Consider the following 15,803-nt stretch of genomic DNA (forward strand, 5'->3'; position numbering starts at 1 on the left):
GGGTGCGAAATGTGAGTTGTTAGGGTGCGAAATGTGAGATTTCACGAGGCCTTAAAAAATAAAACTGACAGCCATGTTGACATGACTGCCAGTTTCAGAAACAATTCCCATCCATTTAGAAGTGTTGATCATCCTTGTTGTTGGATCACTGATGCGATTGTCAGCCTCCGGAATGGCATCATACAGCGCCGGGTCAATATCATGAATGGAGCCGTCAGCCATGGCTTTGAACACCTCGTCTTCGCGCCCAAACGAATCCATCACCTTCGCTTTCGCATATTTAGCCTTCGGATCCTGTTCGTCGTGAGCAAGCTGGAGATGCGCCACGGTCGTTCCATCTTTGTTTTTGCGTGTCACCTGTCGTATGTTCGGGAGGGGGGCGAAAGGTGAGTCAAATGAAGTAGCGTCCCGCTTCAACCCAAGTCTTTCACGTTATCATCATAACACCTCTAAACCAAAACGTTGTGCCATCTTTTTGCCGAAATGGCGCCTTTATTGATTTTGTTCAATCAAAAAACGAGCAGCCGGTTTCTTATTTCATCCTTGGAAACCGACTACTCTTCATTATCCTCTCCAATCGATACACGTGAGTTCTTTGATAACCAACTTGCCAATTTCTTCTGACATACTTCCTTTTTGGCAACTTTGATACACATTTCAAATAATTCATCATCCGAAACAATTAACTCATAGCCATTCTTCATTAGGAAAGAATATGCAGCCATCACCACTGTTCGCTTGTTACCATCTGAGAAATAATGTCCTGTTGCTATAGCTATCATATAAACAGCAGCCTTTTCAAATTAAGGAAGGATACTGTTCTTCTCCGAACAAAATTGTGAATGGCTTTTGACATACATATTCAATCATGCCAGGGTCTTTTTCCCCAGGTAACCCTCCATAGCGACGCAACATCTCATCATGGATGTAGCGCAACTCTTCAGGATAAAGTCTTTCTATCATCTCAGTTTTTAGCTAACTTTTCTAGCGCTTTATCATAGCGCTTAATCCCTTGTTTTAAAATGGATTGAATTTTACGTGTATCGATGTTCTTTTTCTTCTGATTCAATTCTTTCTGCAACAGGTCCATTTCTTCTTCCCTCTTCCAATCGTACATGCTATCACCACCCCTAAAACAATATACGGTAACAGCATGTCCCTGATTACTTTTAATTATAATCGATCATGATCTCAAACGCCACGGAATTTGCCCAACCTCCTGTTCTTCATAAACATCCACTTGCCCATTCCATGCATTTTATCTTTCGGTTTGCTTCGAATAATGCTGGATACATCCACCGTCGTCAGCTTCCGATTTCCGATCCGATAGCTCTTTTTGTTGAGTCCCTGCACTACTTTCGTGACGCTTTCCAACTGCACATACAAATACACCGCTTCTTCTTCCGTCGTTGTCGATATGTAGCTTTCAATCATCTGAATGTATTCTCGCAAATATTCGCCCGGTGGACGAAACGGATCGCTATGGCACAAGCGTTTCTCCAACAAGAGACGGCCTAACTTTTTTTGTCCGCTGGAGCCCTTTGAAGAGAAAACCTGCCGGATTCGGCGAAGCGAACCCTTGACCAACCGAACACCACCAAAAGTAAAATGCGGTAAAGGCAAGGGCAGCTTTTTGATTACCTTCTTTTTTGTCCCCGTCGCCCTTGACGACTCTTTCTCGCCTTTGGCGGGTGTTGGTCAAGGGCGAATCCGGCTCCAAGGATGTCTCGCGACGCTCAATGAGATGGCCTGTGTGGAGTTTTCATAGAACTTTTGACGCTACCCTGTTTAGCTCGTTGAATACCCGTTCAATCTCGCGGTGAAGTCAATATATCGAAATAAGGATGTTAAAAGTGGATCCATTTCATAAGACCATGCATGTTCTTTGTTTAAAATTGGAAATCATGATGGTGTCCACCTCTTGGTAGTTGGTTTTGGTCACTGTATATGATTTACAAGGTGGTGGATCTTTTTATGTGCATTTATGCATCATTATGCGTTTTGCAACACGTTCTTAATAAGAAAACAGCACATTCTTTTCGATTAGTGTCTTTTCGAGCCTTTTAAATTTTTTAATTGATTCCTCTGATGACCGTTTACCAATTTCAATTACCAATGCCTCTATCAACGCAACAAGGGGAACTATTGAAAAATGTTCTTTGCTAACTTCTACTCTCAGTGTCACAGACGCGCATGAAATAACCGGACATGAAATATAGTCAGTGATCAATATAATATCATTGCCTAACTCATGGGCTAGTTTTACCGCTTCGATAACCCGGTTAGTATATGGTTCAAATGCAAAAGCCACTAAAATCTCATCTTTTTCAAATTGCAAAATCCTATCATAAATAACCTCCGTATCATGACTTAGTTGCCTTATCTTTGGATAAAATTCTCCAAGCAATTGTTCAAAATATAATGCAGTTGCTTTGTAAGGCCGGGTACCCAACACGTTGATATGGCTTGATTTTTCCATGAGATCAATCGCAACCCCAAAGTTCTCCATTAAACTAGAGTCCAAAGATTTGTTTAACAAATTTACCGATTCATTCCAAACTTGTACTAGGGTGGGGGCTTCCCCTCCCCATTTTCTAATATCTTCAATGGATTTTTTTAATGTCCACTTTGATTCGAAAGAGAATGATTCATCGTAGAGATCTTTTCGCAAGTCATTAAAATTTTCGTAACCTAAGGCATTGATTGTTCTCATTACAGTTGAGATCCCAACTTTGGCATTATTGGCAAGTTCTTTAATTGTCATCAAGCCTATTGATTGATAATTTTTTAAAATATAATCACATAACTGTCTTTGTTTTTTTGGCAAGGACTCTTTAATATGAACTATTTTATCAATTGTTGTTTTTGAATTATCTAATTCCATTTATATCCCTCCTCGTTTCCTTATCAATGATCTGTCAACATTGTCGATCTACCTTGAGTCCATTATATAACATGTTCAAAAAAAACCTAATGAAAACTCTATTTCGATAGTTTTGAACCCATTTTCGCAAATGACAAGGGACAAAATGGTTCGCCCCATCGTGGGCAGACTCTCATGTCATGATCACTACGCCAAAAAGACAAAAAACGGTATGTAAACGGACTCTGCTCCATAACGGATCAAGAGTTCCCGTATACATACCGTCACACATTGGCTTAATCAAAATCATGGATGACTAGATTACCTTAATCCAAATAATCACATAATTTTCAGTCAATAATAAAACGGTTAAATTCCTTGGTGAATATCTACTCCCATATTACTGCTTTTTTTATTGATGGAACTTGCCTCTTCTAAACTCATATTCTTTGTTTCCGGTGCCATGATAAGCGAGATGACAAAACCGATGAAAAACAATGCACCACAAATATACAATGTAACTGCCAACCCATAATTCGCCAAAATAGATGGGAAAAGGAACGTACCTACAGAAGAAGCGAAACGGCTTACGGCTGTAGCAAATCCCACTGCCGTACCTCGAATATGGGTTGGGAAAAGCTCATTCGGGTAGATCCATTCATGCATGCCCATTGCGTTATTGAATATTCCATAAATAATAAAGAGCACAAGGACAAAAACAAATGGCATATCCGATCCCGAGAATGCTCCTAGTATGAATAAAGAGATGGAAGATACAAAAAATGGCCAAATAAGCGTCGGTCTTCTGCCCCACTTTTCAACTAAATAAAGAAAAGGAACCAAGCCTGCGAGATAGAATATATTAATAATTGCTGATCCCAGATACTCCTTTGCTCCATCGGCGAAACCAAATTCTGCGAGGATCTCAGGAATATAAGTACCTATTCCAAAGGTCGGGATAACTTGGAGTGACCAGAAAACTGAAACGAAAAATGTCCATTTTCCATTCCCATTTCGAAATATATCAAGGAAAGAGGTTTTCGCTTTGGTCACTGGTTCGACTGACATGACCACATGCTCTCCGAATATTCTCTGGATAATAGCGTTTGCTTCTTTTTCCTTACCTTTGCTAGCTAACCAACGAGGAGACTCTGGCATATTTAAACGTGCGAGGAGCAAGAAAAGTACTGGGACTGCACTACTTGCAAGCATCCATCTCCAGCTTGTATCACCGATAGAAAGCATAAAGTATCCGATCAAAAAGGAACTAGCGTAACCAACATACCAGAGCGAATTAATTCCTCCAAGCAGGGCACCGCGATTTTTTTTCGGTGAAAATTCTGCCATCAAGGCTCCTGCAATCGGGTAATCTGCTCCTACCGCAATCCCTAAAATAAATCGTAAAATAATCAACTGTACAGGATCTTTAATAAAAAATTGTAGTATTGACACGACAAGCATGACAAACATATCGATGAGAAACATTTTCTTCCGGCCAATAAGGTCTGTAAGATAGCCCCCGATTATTCCACCGACAAACATTCCTGCAAGAGTAGCTGTTCCAAGCAGGCCCATTATGGTTAAAGACATATCGAACTGAGTCTTCATAACAGAAAGGGCTACCCCAATAATTCCAATAATATACCCATCGAGAAATGCACTTCCAGCGGAATAGGCAAACATTTTATAATGAAATCCACTTAATGGCATTTCCTCCATAGTACGTACTGCTGCTTTCATCAAATCTCCCCCTTGCGTACTTGTGGTTACTTTACAAATATCAAACCGTGTTATTGGTAAGCGTTTTCAAATAAAATTATGTTTCATGTTTCTCCCCTTTATAATAGCTGGGATCACTTTCACTATTCATTTTTGAATGATCGCCGGAATGACATGGCCTAGTTCACTCTCCCATCGCCTCAACTGATACACTGATTTCTGCTTCGCAAACAACTGTTGCCTATTGGGCGATGGGAGAAGATAAATAGTTAGGTAAAAGTCACAAGGATTTCTTTCTTTTATAAGATTTCTTAACATCACGTTGAGAATAACAGTAAAAACCCGTTTTTCCAAACTGTAAGATTGGCTAGGAATAGATGAATCTTCATAAGCCAAACAGCTACATAGGAATTTTAATCACAAAAATGGAGATATCATACATCAAATCCCCGTCATTCTAAATGCCTTTGAAGCTTCATTACCGATGTTCACAGCTTCAGTTCCTAGAAAACTCAAAATATCCTGTGCTGCACTAAAACCAGTTTGAATAGCTGTTTCCGTATAAAAGGTACCTAAGTAGTCTCCAGCTAGGTACAATCTTCCAGAAGGTCGCGTCAGAATAGGCTGAAGTTTATGGCGACCAGGAAAAACGTAAGCGGATCCAAGAGGGAAACGACTTACACTGGCTTCTACTACGTGACGGCTGAATCCAGGGAATATATCATCAAGATCTTTTAGATACCTTTGGATGATTTCTTCATCTGTTTTGTCTAGAAGTTGACGCCCTCTATCCGCTGGTGAGAAGACCATAAAACTACTGCCTGGTTGTCTAACGGTTTCAAAAGAACGTATAAGATTAGAGCTATGAATTAAAATATCAAATGATCTCTTAGGTGTGGCGATGGAATATACGTTATCCCAAATTTGCGGGCCCGTTTCATTAGTCAAAAATGCGGCACTAACGTGAGGCCCGTATTTTATTTGATCAAGAGCTGCTCCAACTTCAGGGTCGATATTGACAGCGATTTTGCGTGTAATAGGAGCAGGAGTTGCAAGAATCGCATAGCGTGCTTCCTCTTCGTGAGAAACTCCATTTTGGGTGTACCGTACGACGACAGAGTTTTTTTTTCTGTTCTACTTCCTGAACAACAGCACCAAGTTGTATCCGGTCACCTAGTGCTGCCGCAATAGTATCTGTAAGAGTGGACGGCCCACCAACGATATTTCTAGAAAGCCCTTCGCTCTTGTTCCATATTAAATGAAAGTATCCTACTCCAGCCCCTGCAGTTATTTGTTCCGGATTCCCGGTAGAACGGCTAACCGTTGGACGAAAAATAGCGTCAGCATCTTCTGGTAATTCACCCACAAAATCAGTAAAAGTACGGTCGCCCAAGAAATTATAAATCCGTTGCTGATGAATTCGATAATCTTCCCCCGGACGTCGCGTAGCGATCTTTCCGTACTTCTTAACTGCAAGACGAACCTTTGCCCCCGCCCGTATTAAAGCAAAACGAGAAGACCATGACATAGGAATTCTAAAAGGATACCATTCAACTCGTCCATCGACTAAGATTTTTCCATTCATCGCCATTGCCGTCACAACTCCAGGGACCGGCAAAGCATCTATCCCTACGGAACGAAGCAAAGCGTCAGTGGCGGTATTAGGACCGGCAAATACGTGTCCTCCCCAATTTAGCCAGTAATTCCCCCGACGTTCTGATTTAATTCTCCCTCCTACACGCTTTTCCGATTCCAATAACAAAATATCGCGAAATCGAAGACGCCATGCGGCAGACAAACCAGCAAGCCCACCACCTACTATAATTACATCTTTCATTGGAGTTCCTCCTAATGCTTCCTATTTACCTGATTTTATTTAATTTCGTTCAAATCTTAGTTCCCCTAACTTATCTAATATCGTTCCAATTTTTAATTTGAATTTTTCAGAGGCAGGCACTAATGGTAATCTACTTGGTCCACCTGATAATCCGAGAACTTCTAGGCCTGCCTTAACTGTTCCAGGAATAGGTTCTTCTTCAATAGCATCGTATAACTCTAATAGTTCCTGATTTAACTTCATCGCTTCCTTCAAGTTGTTTTTATTTACAATTAAATCGTATAACTTTGCTAATTTTTTCGGAACCAAGTTGTGGACTACCCCAACAGCACCATGTCCCCCTAGTGCTAAAGTAGGTAAGATCAAATGTTCAAATCCAGTCAGCACTTTAAAGTTTGGATTGTCTTTTACTAATGCAATAAGTTTAGAAGTATGGATTCCATCAGCAGTGTTTTTAATACCGACAATTCCATCTATTTGACTTAATTCATAGATTAGTTCCGGTTCAAGCTCAACTCCTGTGGCATCTGGATAATGGTAAATGACAATTCCAATGCTAGAGTTCTCTGCTACTGCCTTGTAGTGGTCAATAATTCCTTTTTTGCTAGTTTTCATATAATAAGGGGTGATGACCAAAGCACAATCTGCCCCAACTTCAGCTGCGTATTGGGTGAGCTCAATCGTATCTTCTGTTCTATGGCATCCTGTCCCTGCCATAACAGGTAATCTACCATTTGATTTTTCACACACAAATTTAATTACTTCTTTTCTTTCTTCCATGGTCATTAATGAGTATTCTCCAGTACTTCCCCCCACTAAAAGACAGTTCATCCCCCCGCTTATCAGGTGTTCTATTAGTTGCTCCAGCCCATTATAGTCTATACTGTTGTCCTCTTTCATCGGCGTAGGTAAAGCCGGGATCATTCCGAAAGGTTTATACATTTTTATCCCCCCTAGTTTAATTTCTTAATTCAATAAATTCTGCAAATTCATAACAATTTGCCTTTGGATATATATTACTAAACAAACGGAACTTTGTAAATCATTTTTTATAAAAAGGAACATTTATGTTCATAGATTTATTTTTTTTAATTTTCAAATCATAAAAAAAGAAATGCTTAGCCGCAGCAATTCATAACGCCGTTCCCTGTCTAAGCTAATGGTTCACTGAGTCATTCCAGCCGGGGCGTTAAATACCTATCGAACACATTGGGCTAGGAATGCGCGCTAATCATGACAGTTTGGAATTCCTGATGTCAGAAATTCCTGTTGCTTAAATACATACCTTCATATACAGCGGAAGTATGGTATCTTTCCTAAATTTCGGTATAAGAAAGTTGGCAGGCGGCTTTTCGAGGAAACACTTGGCCTGGAATTTTAGATCGGCGCCATCCACACCTTGTCAGGTGTATTCCATCCTTAAATAAACGACAGCGAAGCGGTTTAGCCCCTATTCCAAGGGTGCGGACTGCTTCGCTGCCAATCTTGTCACTCATAGTCAAGACGGCTAGAAAGTTCAGGACGGACAGGCACACGCAAAAACTCTTTTTTCGCTTCGGCCTCGCTTTTCCAAACCATTATGTTCGTAATTCATTTCATGCCTTTCTCCTTAGACCCCTGCTTCCGGCAAACTCCCCTTCAAACAATGAGCCCGGATGTCCCGTCCCGCCTAGTTAGCCCTATCCATTCTAAATAAACTCATTCCCCCTCCCCTCGCTCCAACCCTTATTCTTCCGTCCCCATTTCTTCCCATTTGAAATAAACTCGTTCCTCCTCCCCCGCTTTTTGCGGATTTTTTCTCCGTTTTTTTCCCGCTTTTTTCCTCCAAATAGACCCACTTTATTTCGATTTTTGGAAAAAGAAAAAGGACGAGCGCGGGCGTTTCCCCCGCTTCGCCCTTTTCATCTTCCCCGCCTCTTGATCGCTTTTCTCTTGATTTCTCCATGATTCCCCCGCTTTTTCTTCTGATTTTCCTCCTCTCCCCTTCCCCTCCAATGAAACGGAAGAGGGCGCTTTCTTTTTCCAGTAAACATCTTCCAATATTCAACTTTCTTTCTTACGATGAACGGCTATTTTTGTAATGGAACGAGTTTATTTGGTGTTTACAACTTTAATACTAATCGAGCTACACTTTCTACATGCGCCGTATGCGGAAACATGTCGACCGGCTGGATGTAGTCGACGCGGTATTGTGCGGCCAAGGCATCGAGATCGCGGGCGAGGCTGGATGGGTTGCACGAGACGTAAACGACCTTCTGCGGGCGGAAGCGCAGAATCGTTTCAAGCAGCGCCCGGTCGCAGCCGACGCGGGGCGGGTCGACGATGATGACGTCCGGCTTCCAGCCTCCTTTCACCCATTTTGGCAGCCAATATTCGGCTTTGCCGACGACATAGTGCGTGTTGGTGAAACCATGCTTTTTGGCGTTGTTTTGCGCGTCTTCGATCGCTTCCGGAATCGTGTCCATGCCGCGCACTTCTTTGGCATCGCGAGCAAGCCACAAACCGATCGTGCCGACGCCGCAGTAAGCGTCAACGATCCGCTCCGTTCCGGTGAGGGCGGCCGCTTTTTTCACTTCGTCGTACAATTTCACCGTCTGCAACGGGTTGAGCTGGAAAAAGGCACGCGACGACAGTTCAAACGACAAATCGCCGAGCGTTTCTTGAATATATTCGTCGCCGGCGAGCACTTCTGTCTCGTCGCCGAAAATAAGCGACGTTTTTTCGCCGTTGATGTTTTGCACGATCGATTTCACTTCTGGGAGGCGGCGGCGAATTTCGTCAATGAGCAGCTGTTTGCGCGGGATGTCTTTTGTCGCCGTCACCAGCACAAGCTGGATGTCGCCCGTATGGAAGCCAACGCGGACGACGATCGTCCGCACGACGCCCGTTCTTGTCCGCTCGTTGTAAATCGGGATGCGCAAGTCTTGCAAAATCGTTTTCACAATGTTCGTGACGCGCGTCGTTTGCGGATGCTGGACGCGGCATTCCGATAAATCGATGAGCCGGTGGGAGTTGATGCCGTACAGCCCGGCGAGCACCTTTCCTTCCTTCATTCCAACTTGAAACTGGCTTTTGTTTCGGTAATGCCACGGGTTGTCCATGCCGATCGTCGGGCGGATGTCAAGCTTGTCGACATCGAGGCGCCGGGCATGGCGGCGGAGCGCCTGGATGACAATGTCGCGCTTCGCCTCGAGCTGCGCCTCGTACGATAAGTGCTGCAACTGGCAGCCGCCGCACTGGTCATAGAGCGGGCATGGCGGCTTGATGCGGTTTGGCGAGCGCTTGCGGATGCGCTTGATTTTCGCCTCGGCGTAGGTTGGGTGGATGTCCGTCGCCTCAACGATGACTTCTTCCCCCGGCAACGCACCGGGGACGAAGACGACTTGTTTTTGGAAATAACCGACCCCTTCGCCGTTAATGCCGATCCGTTGAATCGTCACCGGAAATTGCTCGCCTTTTTTGATTTTGATGTTCATTTGTTGCTTTGCCATATCGGTCCCTCTCATTCGATACTTCTCCATAAATAAAGCGCCGCATAGCTGGCGTACGGCTTCCACCGCTCGCTAAGCGCCGCCATCTCTTTGACAGTTGGCCGCTTCGGAAGCCCGAACCATTTTTCGACCGCCCGCTGCAAACCGATATCCGCCGGCGGAAAGACGTTCGGACGGCCGAGGCCGAAGAGGAGGAAATTTTGCACGGTCCACGGACCGATGCCGCGCACGGCGGTCAACCTCTCCATCACCTCGCCGTCTTCCATCTGCTCGAGTTCATCAAGCCGCAGCTTCCCCTCGGCAATGAGGCGCGACACATCGACGATATATTCGGCTTTCCGCCCGCTCAGCTGCAAGGCGCGCAAGTCATCGTACGAACGGGCGGCCACTTCTTCCGGGCGCGGGTAAAACCAAACGCCGTCCCGCTCCTCGCCAAACGCTTTCACAAACCGCTCTGTGAGCCGGTAACCGACTTTAAGATGAAGCTGCTGGTGGATCAAACATTTCATTAGGCAAAAATACAAGTCAAAATCGAGCACAAGCGGCAGCCCCTCATACTCGGCAAACAGCGGCGCCAGCTCGGTCGCGCGAAAATGATCATACACCAGAACGAGCGGCGTCCGCCATTGAAATAAATGAGAGACGCGCTCGATGATGTCTTCCTGCCGCTTGGGATGCGGCGCCGAGACGACAAAGCGAGGATCGTCTTTTGTGCCGATGCTTTCAATCACGACCGGCACCTTTAAACCATCGAGATGAAGCGGCACGGTGATGCGCCGCCGCTCTAAATCGACCGCCAGGAGCGGATCCAATGCAAGCCGTTCAAGCGCGTGGGCGAAATCATACGGCGCCGGCACAGTGATCGTTCGTTTCCACATCGTTCTCACCTTTCTCATTTGTCCGTGCCCCTATTATAACGAAAAACGCCCCGTCGAACCAACTTGTTGGCAGGACGAGGCAGCGGCATATGGTTCGGTTGACAGAACGAGGCGGGTTTTCGAATGGTCCAACACACAACGTTTCGTACCGCTTTTGTGCTCAAGTGATGAAAGCGGCTTATGGGCGAAACAGCCACGGATGAAGGCCGGCCTTTTTGGCCATAAGGTCATCGAGGCTGGCAAACGTATACCCTTGTTTGCGCAAGTCGTCGATCACGTTCGGCAATGCTTCGGCGTTGTCTTTGGACACGGAATGCAACAGCAAAATCGCCCCCGGATGGATTTGTTTCATGATTTGGTCGTAAGCATATTGCCAGCCGCGCTGGCGGTCGGTTTGCCAGTCAACGAACGCCAGCGACCAAAAGACGTGATAATAGCCAAGGTCGCGGGCGAGAGATAACGTCCGCTCGCTGAAAATGCCGCGCGGCGGGCGAAGGTACATCATCCCTTTTTGCCCGGTCAACTCTTCTGTCTTTTCCTTGACTTTTTCCAGCTCTTCGCGCACCTGCTCATCGCTTTCAGTTGTTAAATCGGGATGATGCCACGAATGGTTGCCGATGATATGCCCTTCCGCCGCCATCCGTTTGACTAAATCGGGCGCTGTTTGCAAATAATGACCGGTGACAAAAAAGGCGGCCGGCACATGTTTTTCCTTTAACACGTCCAAAATTTGCGCCGTATAGCCGTTTTCATACCCGTTGTCAAATGTTAAATAGATCGTTTTTTCGCTCGTGTCGCCTAAATAAAAGGCGTCATATTTGGCGAGCAGTTCATCGAGCTCTTTTCCCGCCGATGGGGGCTCATGGTTTTCGCTTCGCTTCAATCCCCAATGGATCGGCGCATTGCTTATGGCAAAAGCAGGGGCGGGAAAAAGCGCGAGCGCTAAAACGAGAGAAATGAGCCATCTCATGCCTAGTTCCTCCTTGGCCGCCATCTTTTCCTCTTTCTTATTGTTTTCACCCCTGACCGCTTTACGCGCGCCATTTTTTGCAAAAAAAAGCCCCAAAAGCGAGCGCTTTGGGGACAGAGAAGAAAACGGGATCAGCTTGTGAATACCAATAGCCATGTGCTTGAAATTCAGCTCTCCCTCTTACTTGAACACCGGCTCTTTGAACTGGGCCAGCTTTTCAAGCGACGATTTTTCCACATCTTCATGCAAGCTGTTGCCGTGCGAATCCATCGTGACAACAGCAGTGAAGTTTTCGACGCGCAAATGCCACATCGCTTCGGGGATGCCAAACTCCAGCAAATCAACGCCTTCCACGGATTTGATGCAATCGGCGTAATATTGCGCCGCGCCGCCAATGGCGTTCAAATACACGCCGCCGTGTTCTTTTAACGCTTGCAGCGTCTTCGCGCCCATGCCGCCTTTGCCGATGACAGCACGGACGCCGAATTTTTTCATGATGTCGCCTTGGTACGGCTCTTCACGGATGCTTGTCGTCGGGCCGGCAGCTTTGGCGTGCCAGCGGCCTTCTTCATCTTTTAACATGACCGGGCCGCAATGATAAATGATTTGCCCGTTCAAGTCGACCGGCGCGTCATGGTCCATCAAATATTTATGAATGGCATCGCGGCCGGTGTAAATGACGCCGCTGATGCGGACGACGTCGCCGACGCGAAGCTGGCGCACTTGTTCTTCCGACAGCGGCGGAACAAGGTCGATGACGCGCGTGTCGCCTTGTTCAAGCGCCGCGGCGGCTTCCGCTTTTTCCAACTCTTTTGCAAAATCGACGTCTTCGCCGTCTTGGTACAGCCATTCGATGATCTCACCGGTCGCCGGATCGATTTTCACGCCCATGCGCCGGAACGCCCAGCAGTTGTAGGCGACCGAAACGAAGAAGCTCGCCGGGATGCGGTGCATGACGCCGATTTTACAGCCAAGCAGCGTCGATTCGCCGCCAAAGCCCATCGTACCGATGCCAAGTTTGTTGGCGTTTTCCATCATGTATTCTTCGAGTTGGCGCAATTCTTCGATCGGGTTGACGTCATCAACCGGACGGAACAGCTGCTCTTTCGCCAACTCATAGCCGGATGAGCGGTCGCCGCCGATGCCGACGCCGATAAAGCCGGCGCTGCATCCTTGCCCTTGCGCTTGGTACACCGCATGCAAAATGCATTTGCGGATGCCGTCCAAATCGCGGCCAGCGCGGCCGAGCCCCTCGAGTTCACACGGAAGGCTGTATTGGATGTTTTTGTTTTCACAGCCGCCGCCTTTTAAAATGAGGCGAACGTCAATGTAATCGTTTTCCCATTGTTCGAATTTAATGACCGGCACGCCTTCCCCTAAATTGTCGCCGCTGTTTTTGCCGGTGAGCGAATCGACCGAGTTCGGGCGCAGTTTGCCGTTTTTCGTCGCTTCGACAATGGCGGCCCGAATCGCTTTTTTCATTTCGATTTGGTTGACGCCGACCGGCACTTTGATTTTAAACGTCGGCAAGCCGGTGTCTTGGCAAATGGGAGACACGTTTTCATCCGCCATCTGAATATTCTCGACGATCGTATTGAGCGCCATGGCCGCCCGCGTGCCGGCGTTTTCGCGCGCTTTCGCCCGAGCGATCGCTCGACGGACATCCTTTGGCAGCTTCGTAGATGTTTCCACAATCAAGTCATACATGCTTTGCTGGAATTTTTCCATTTGTCTAAACGCCCCTTCCCCTGTTTATCGTCCATATGCAGTTGTCCCATCTTTTCCTATTATACTCCGTTTTCCAGCGTTGTGTAAAAAATCTTTCTTTTCGATCTCATGATTGTTCCATCCTCATCATACGAATGGGGTAGATGCAAAACATCCAAAACGATTGACAAGCGCTGCTAAGGCGGCTAATAATGAACGATAGGACTTTGTCATGGAGAGAGGAGAAAGTGATGCGTTCATCGACCATACCGGCCATTACGCCGGCGTATGACCCTTGGGAAGCGTACGTCGATATTGAAGAATATGGACAACTACAACTGACGAATATTGAGTTTACCACAACGACGCTTTGCAATATGCGCTGTGAGCATTGTGCTGTTGGCTATACGTTGACAATGAAAGATCCCGAGGCGCTGCCGCTTGATATGTTGCTCCGCCGGCTCGAGGAAATTCCGCATTTGCGGTCATTAAGCATCACCGGCGGCGAGCCGATGCTGTCATTAAAATCGGTTGAACAATACGTCGTTCCGCTTCTCCGCTATGCACATGAGCGCGGGGTGCGAACGCAGCTGAATTCGAATTTGACGCTTGACTTGTCCCGCTACGAAAAAGTGATTCCATATTTGGATGTGCTCCATATCTCGCACAACTGGGGGACGGTCGACGACTTTGTCGAAGGTGGTTTTGCCATGATGGAGCGGAAGCCGACGCGCGCCCAACGCGAGAAATACTTCCAGCGCATGCTTGACAATGCAAAAGCGCTGGCAAATGCCGGCGTGATGGTATCCGCGGAAACGATGTTAAACAAACGGACCGTCCGCCACTTGGAAGCGATCCACCGCCAAGTTGTCGAGGAAATGGGCTGTCGGCGCCATGAAATCCATCCGATGTATCCGAGCGATTTTGCCAGCGCTTTAGAGACGTTGAGCTTGAACGAATTGCGCGAAGCGATCCACCATTTGCTTGACATTCGCGACGAAAACGTCTGGATGCTGTTTGGCACGCTGCCGTTTTACCCGTGCAGCGACAACGAAGAAGATGTGCGCCTATTGAAGCGGCTGTATGAAAGCAAAAACGTCACCGTGCGCAACGATCCAGACGGACGTTCACGGCTCAATGTCAATATTTTCACCGGCGATGTCATCGTCACCGATTTCGGTGATGAACCGCCGCTTGGCAACATCATTCACGATTCGCTGCCAGACGTGTATGACAAATGGCGGCGCTCAAAGCTTGCTAGGGAGCTTCTTTGCCACTGCCCGTCGGCACGATGCCTCGGACCGAACGTCCTTGTGAAGCAGACGTATTACCGCGGCGTCGATTTTACGAAGCGGTCCGCGCGCATTGGCCGATAAAAAACGTCAAGGAGCTTTTCCTTGACGTTTTATCTTGGCTGTTCACTCACCACATATGACATGTACAGGCGATCCTGCACCGGAATCCACGCCCCAACCCCTCTTGTCGTCACGTTTTTGACGACAATTTTCTTTTTGTTTCCTTTGAGCACGACGTACACTTCCCCGTATGTTACTTTCCCTTTTTCATTCACCGCCGGAGCGTACGCGTACAAATAACCTATTTTTTTCGCCGGTACGTTGTACGGTTGGTCTTTTTTCGTGCCAAGGCCGACAACCGTGCTGAAAGAGAGCGGCAAGTTCGTCTTTTCCATCGCTTTGTTTAACATCATCCGCTTAACCGCGTCTTCATTCGGCACTTTCACCGTCAACCCGCCGCGGACGTATTTTTGCATTTCTTGTTTATAGTACAACTTTTGCGCCGTATCGCCGCCGCGGTTATCAAGGAAATTCGTGTTGACCTTTTGATATTCCCAGTTCGTCGACGTTTCGATCGACTGGTAATTGAGCGGCCATTGGCCTAAATAAATCGTCGCCCTGAAGCCAATGGCCCATGGCGTGTCGGTCGCCGAAGATTCATTAAAGAGATGGATCAATTCGGGATTCTCAATTTTCACATTCGCCGATCTTAACAGCTGTTTTGTAAACGAGCTCGGTTCCAAATGCGGCAAATCTTGAGTCGGGTTCGGATACGTATTTTCCTTCGATATATCCATCACCGCACCGGGCGCCGGTTTGCCGGCAGCCGCCAGCGCCGAAAACGCCGCCGCATAAAGAAGAAGCACGCTCCCAAACAGCGAAACAGCCCACTTTTTCATCGTCTTCACTCCTTTCTTCCCACGTTATTCACTGTTAGTTTCTTTCAAAATGCGCCGTTTATCCGCGGCGGCGAAAATTTTCCCCGTTTGACGCCCCACTTCCCGCACCCGCAAAAAACACCCGGACGGCGAACGCCCGGATGC

14 protein-coding genes and 2 pseudogenes are annotated in these 15,803 nt (G+C 46.7%); 1 reads left to right on the forward strand and 15 read right to left on the reverse strand.

Annotated elements, in window-relative coordinates; genetic code table 11:
- Positions 1 to 51: 51 nt before the first annotated feature.
- The 14 genes and pseudogenes from I656_RS0114985 to I656_RS11285 form a co-directional block, all read right to left on the reverse strand.
- On the reverse strand, positions 52 to 327 hold the full coding sequence (locus I656_RS0114985) for a hypothetical protein (RefSeq protein ID WP_033005023.1): 276 nt from the start codon (positions 325 to 327) through the stop codon (positions 52 to 54).
- Positions 328 to 554: 227 nt separating this feature from the next.
- Positions 555 to 791, reverse strand: a pseudogene (locus I656_RS17730) (type II toxin-antitoxin system death-on-curing family toxin); the annotation flags it as partial.
- A 173-nt stretch (positions 792 to 964) separates the two neighbouring features.
- On the reverse strand, positions 965 to 1,117 hold the full coding sequence (locus tag I656_RS18590; protein ID WP_020754317.1) for a hypothetical protein: 153 nt from the start codon (positions 1,115 to 1,117) through the stop codon (positions 965 to 967).
- 74 nt (positions 1,118 to 1,191) lie between these two features.
- Positions 1,192 to 1,503 (reverse strand): hypothetical protein, encoded by a 312-nt coding sequence (locus I656_RS11325; protein WP_223810868.1) that lies wholly within the window; start codon positions 1,501 to 1,503, stop codon positions 1,192 to 1,194.
- A 511-nt stretch (positions 1,504 to 2,014) separates the two neighbouring features.
- Positions 2,015 to 2,884, reverse strand: coding sequence for a MurR/RpiR family transcriptional regulator (locus I656_RS11320; protein WP_020754320.1), 870 nt, complete (start codon positions 2,882 to 2,884; stop codon positions 2,015 to 2,017).
- Positions 2,885 to 3,232: 348 nt separating this feature from the next.
- Positions 3,233 to 4,603: an MFS transporter gene (locus tag I656_RS11315; protein ID WP_033005026.1), complete on the reverse strand. Its 1,371-nt coding sequence runs from the start codon at positions 4,601 to 4,603 to the stop codon at positions 3,233 to 3,235.
- Positions 4,604 to 5,023: 420 nt separating this feature from the next.
- Positions 5,024 to 5,644, reverse strand: a pseudogene (locus tag I656_RS19690) (FAD-dependent oxidoreductase); the annotation flags it as partial.
- A complete protein-coding gene (locus tag I656_RS19695) occupies positions 5,586 to 6,419 on the reverse strand; it encodes an FAD-dependent oxidoreductase (protein ID WP_020754322.1) in 834 nt (277 codons plus the stop codon). The gene I656_RS19695 and the pseudogene I656_RS19690, both read right to left, overlap by 59 nt.
- A 39-nt stretch (positions 6,420 to 6,458) precedes the next feature.
- Positions 6,459 to 7,361 (reverse strand): 4-hydroxy-tetrahydrodipicolinate synthase, encoded by a 903-nt coding sequence (gene dapA / locus I656_RS11310; protein ID WP_020754323.1) that lies wholly within the window; start codon positions 7,359 to 7,361, stop codon positions 6,459 to 6,461.
- 727 nt (positions 7,362 to 8,088) lie between these two features.
- Entirely contained in the window at positions 8,089 to 8,466 is a 378-nt protein-coding gene (locus tag I656_RS11305; protein ID WP_020754325.1) for a hypothetical protein, read from the reverse strand.
- A gap of 55 nt (positions 8,467 to 8,521) precedes the next feature.
- On the reverse strand, positions 8,522 to 9,925 hold the full coding sequence (rlmD, locus tag I656_RS11300; RefSeq protein ID WP_033005030.1) for a 23S rRNA (uracil(1939)-C(5))-methyltransferase RlmD: 1,404 nt from the start codon (positions 9,923 to 9,925) through the stop codon (positions 8,522 to 8,524).
- The gene (locus tag I656_RS11295; RefSeq protein ID WP_015373942.1) at positions 9,922 to 10,788 is read right to left on the reverse strand and encodes a DNA-3-methyladenine glycosylase; all 867 of its coding nucleotides are present in this window, start codon (positions 10,786 to 10,788) and stop codon (positions 9,922 to 9,924) included. The genes rlmD and I656_RS11295 overlap by 4 nt, the downstream gene beginning before the upstream one ends.
- 178 nt (positions 10,789 to 10,966) lie before the next feature.
- Positions 10,967 to 11,758 carry a delta-lactam-biosynthetic de-N-acetylase gene (gene pdaA / locus I656_RS11290; RefSeq protein ID WP_033005034.1) on the reverse strand — a complete coding sequence of 264 codons (792 nt, stop codon included), beginning with the start codon at positions 11,756 to 11,758 and terminating at the stop codon, positions 10,967 to 10,969.
- Between the two features lie 180 nt (positions 11,759 to 11,938).
- Positions 11,939 to 13,486, reverse strand: coding sequence for a fumarate hydratase (locus tag I656_RS11285; RefSeq protein WP_020754329.1), 1,548 nt, complete (start codon positions 13,484 to 13,486; stop codon positions 11,939 to 11,941).
- Positions 13,487 to 13,716: 230 nt separating this feature from the next.
- Here I656_RS11285 and yfkAB point away from each other — a divergent pair, with 230 nt between their 5' ends.
- Positions 13,717 to 14,841 (forward strand): radical SAM/CxCxxxxC motif protein YfkAB, encoded by a 1,125-nt coding sequence (gene yfkAB, locus I656_RS11280; protein WP_033005036.1) that lies wholly within the window; start codon positions 13,717 to 13,719, stop codon positions 14,839 to 14,841.
- A gap of 29 nt (positions 14,842 to 14,870) precedes the next feature.
- Here yfkAB and I656_RS11275 read toward each other — a convergent pair whose 3' ends face one another.
- Complete coding sequence (locus I656_RS11275) at positions 14,871 to 15,659, reverse strand: YfkD famly protein (RefSeq protein ID WP_015373938.1); 789 nt, start codon at positions 15,657 to 15,659, stop codon at positions 14,871 to 14,873.
- Positions 15,660 to 15,803: the final 144 nt, after the last annotated feature.

The organism is Geobacillus sp. WSUCF1, assembly GCF_000422025.1.
Lineage (GTDB): Bacteria > Bacillota > Bacilli > Bacillales > Anoxybacillaceae > Geobacillus > Geobacillus zalihae.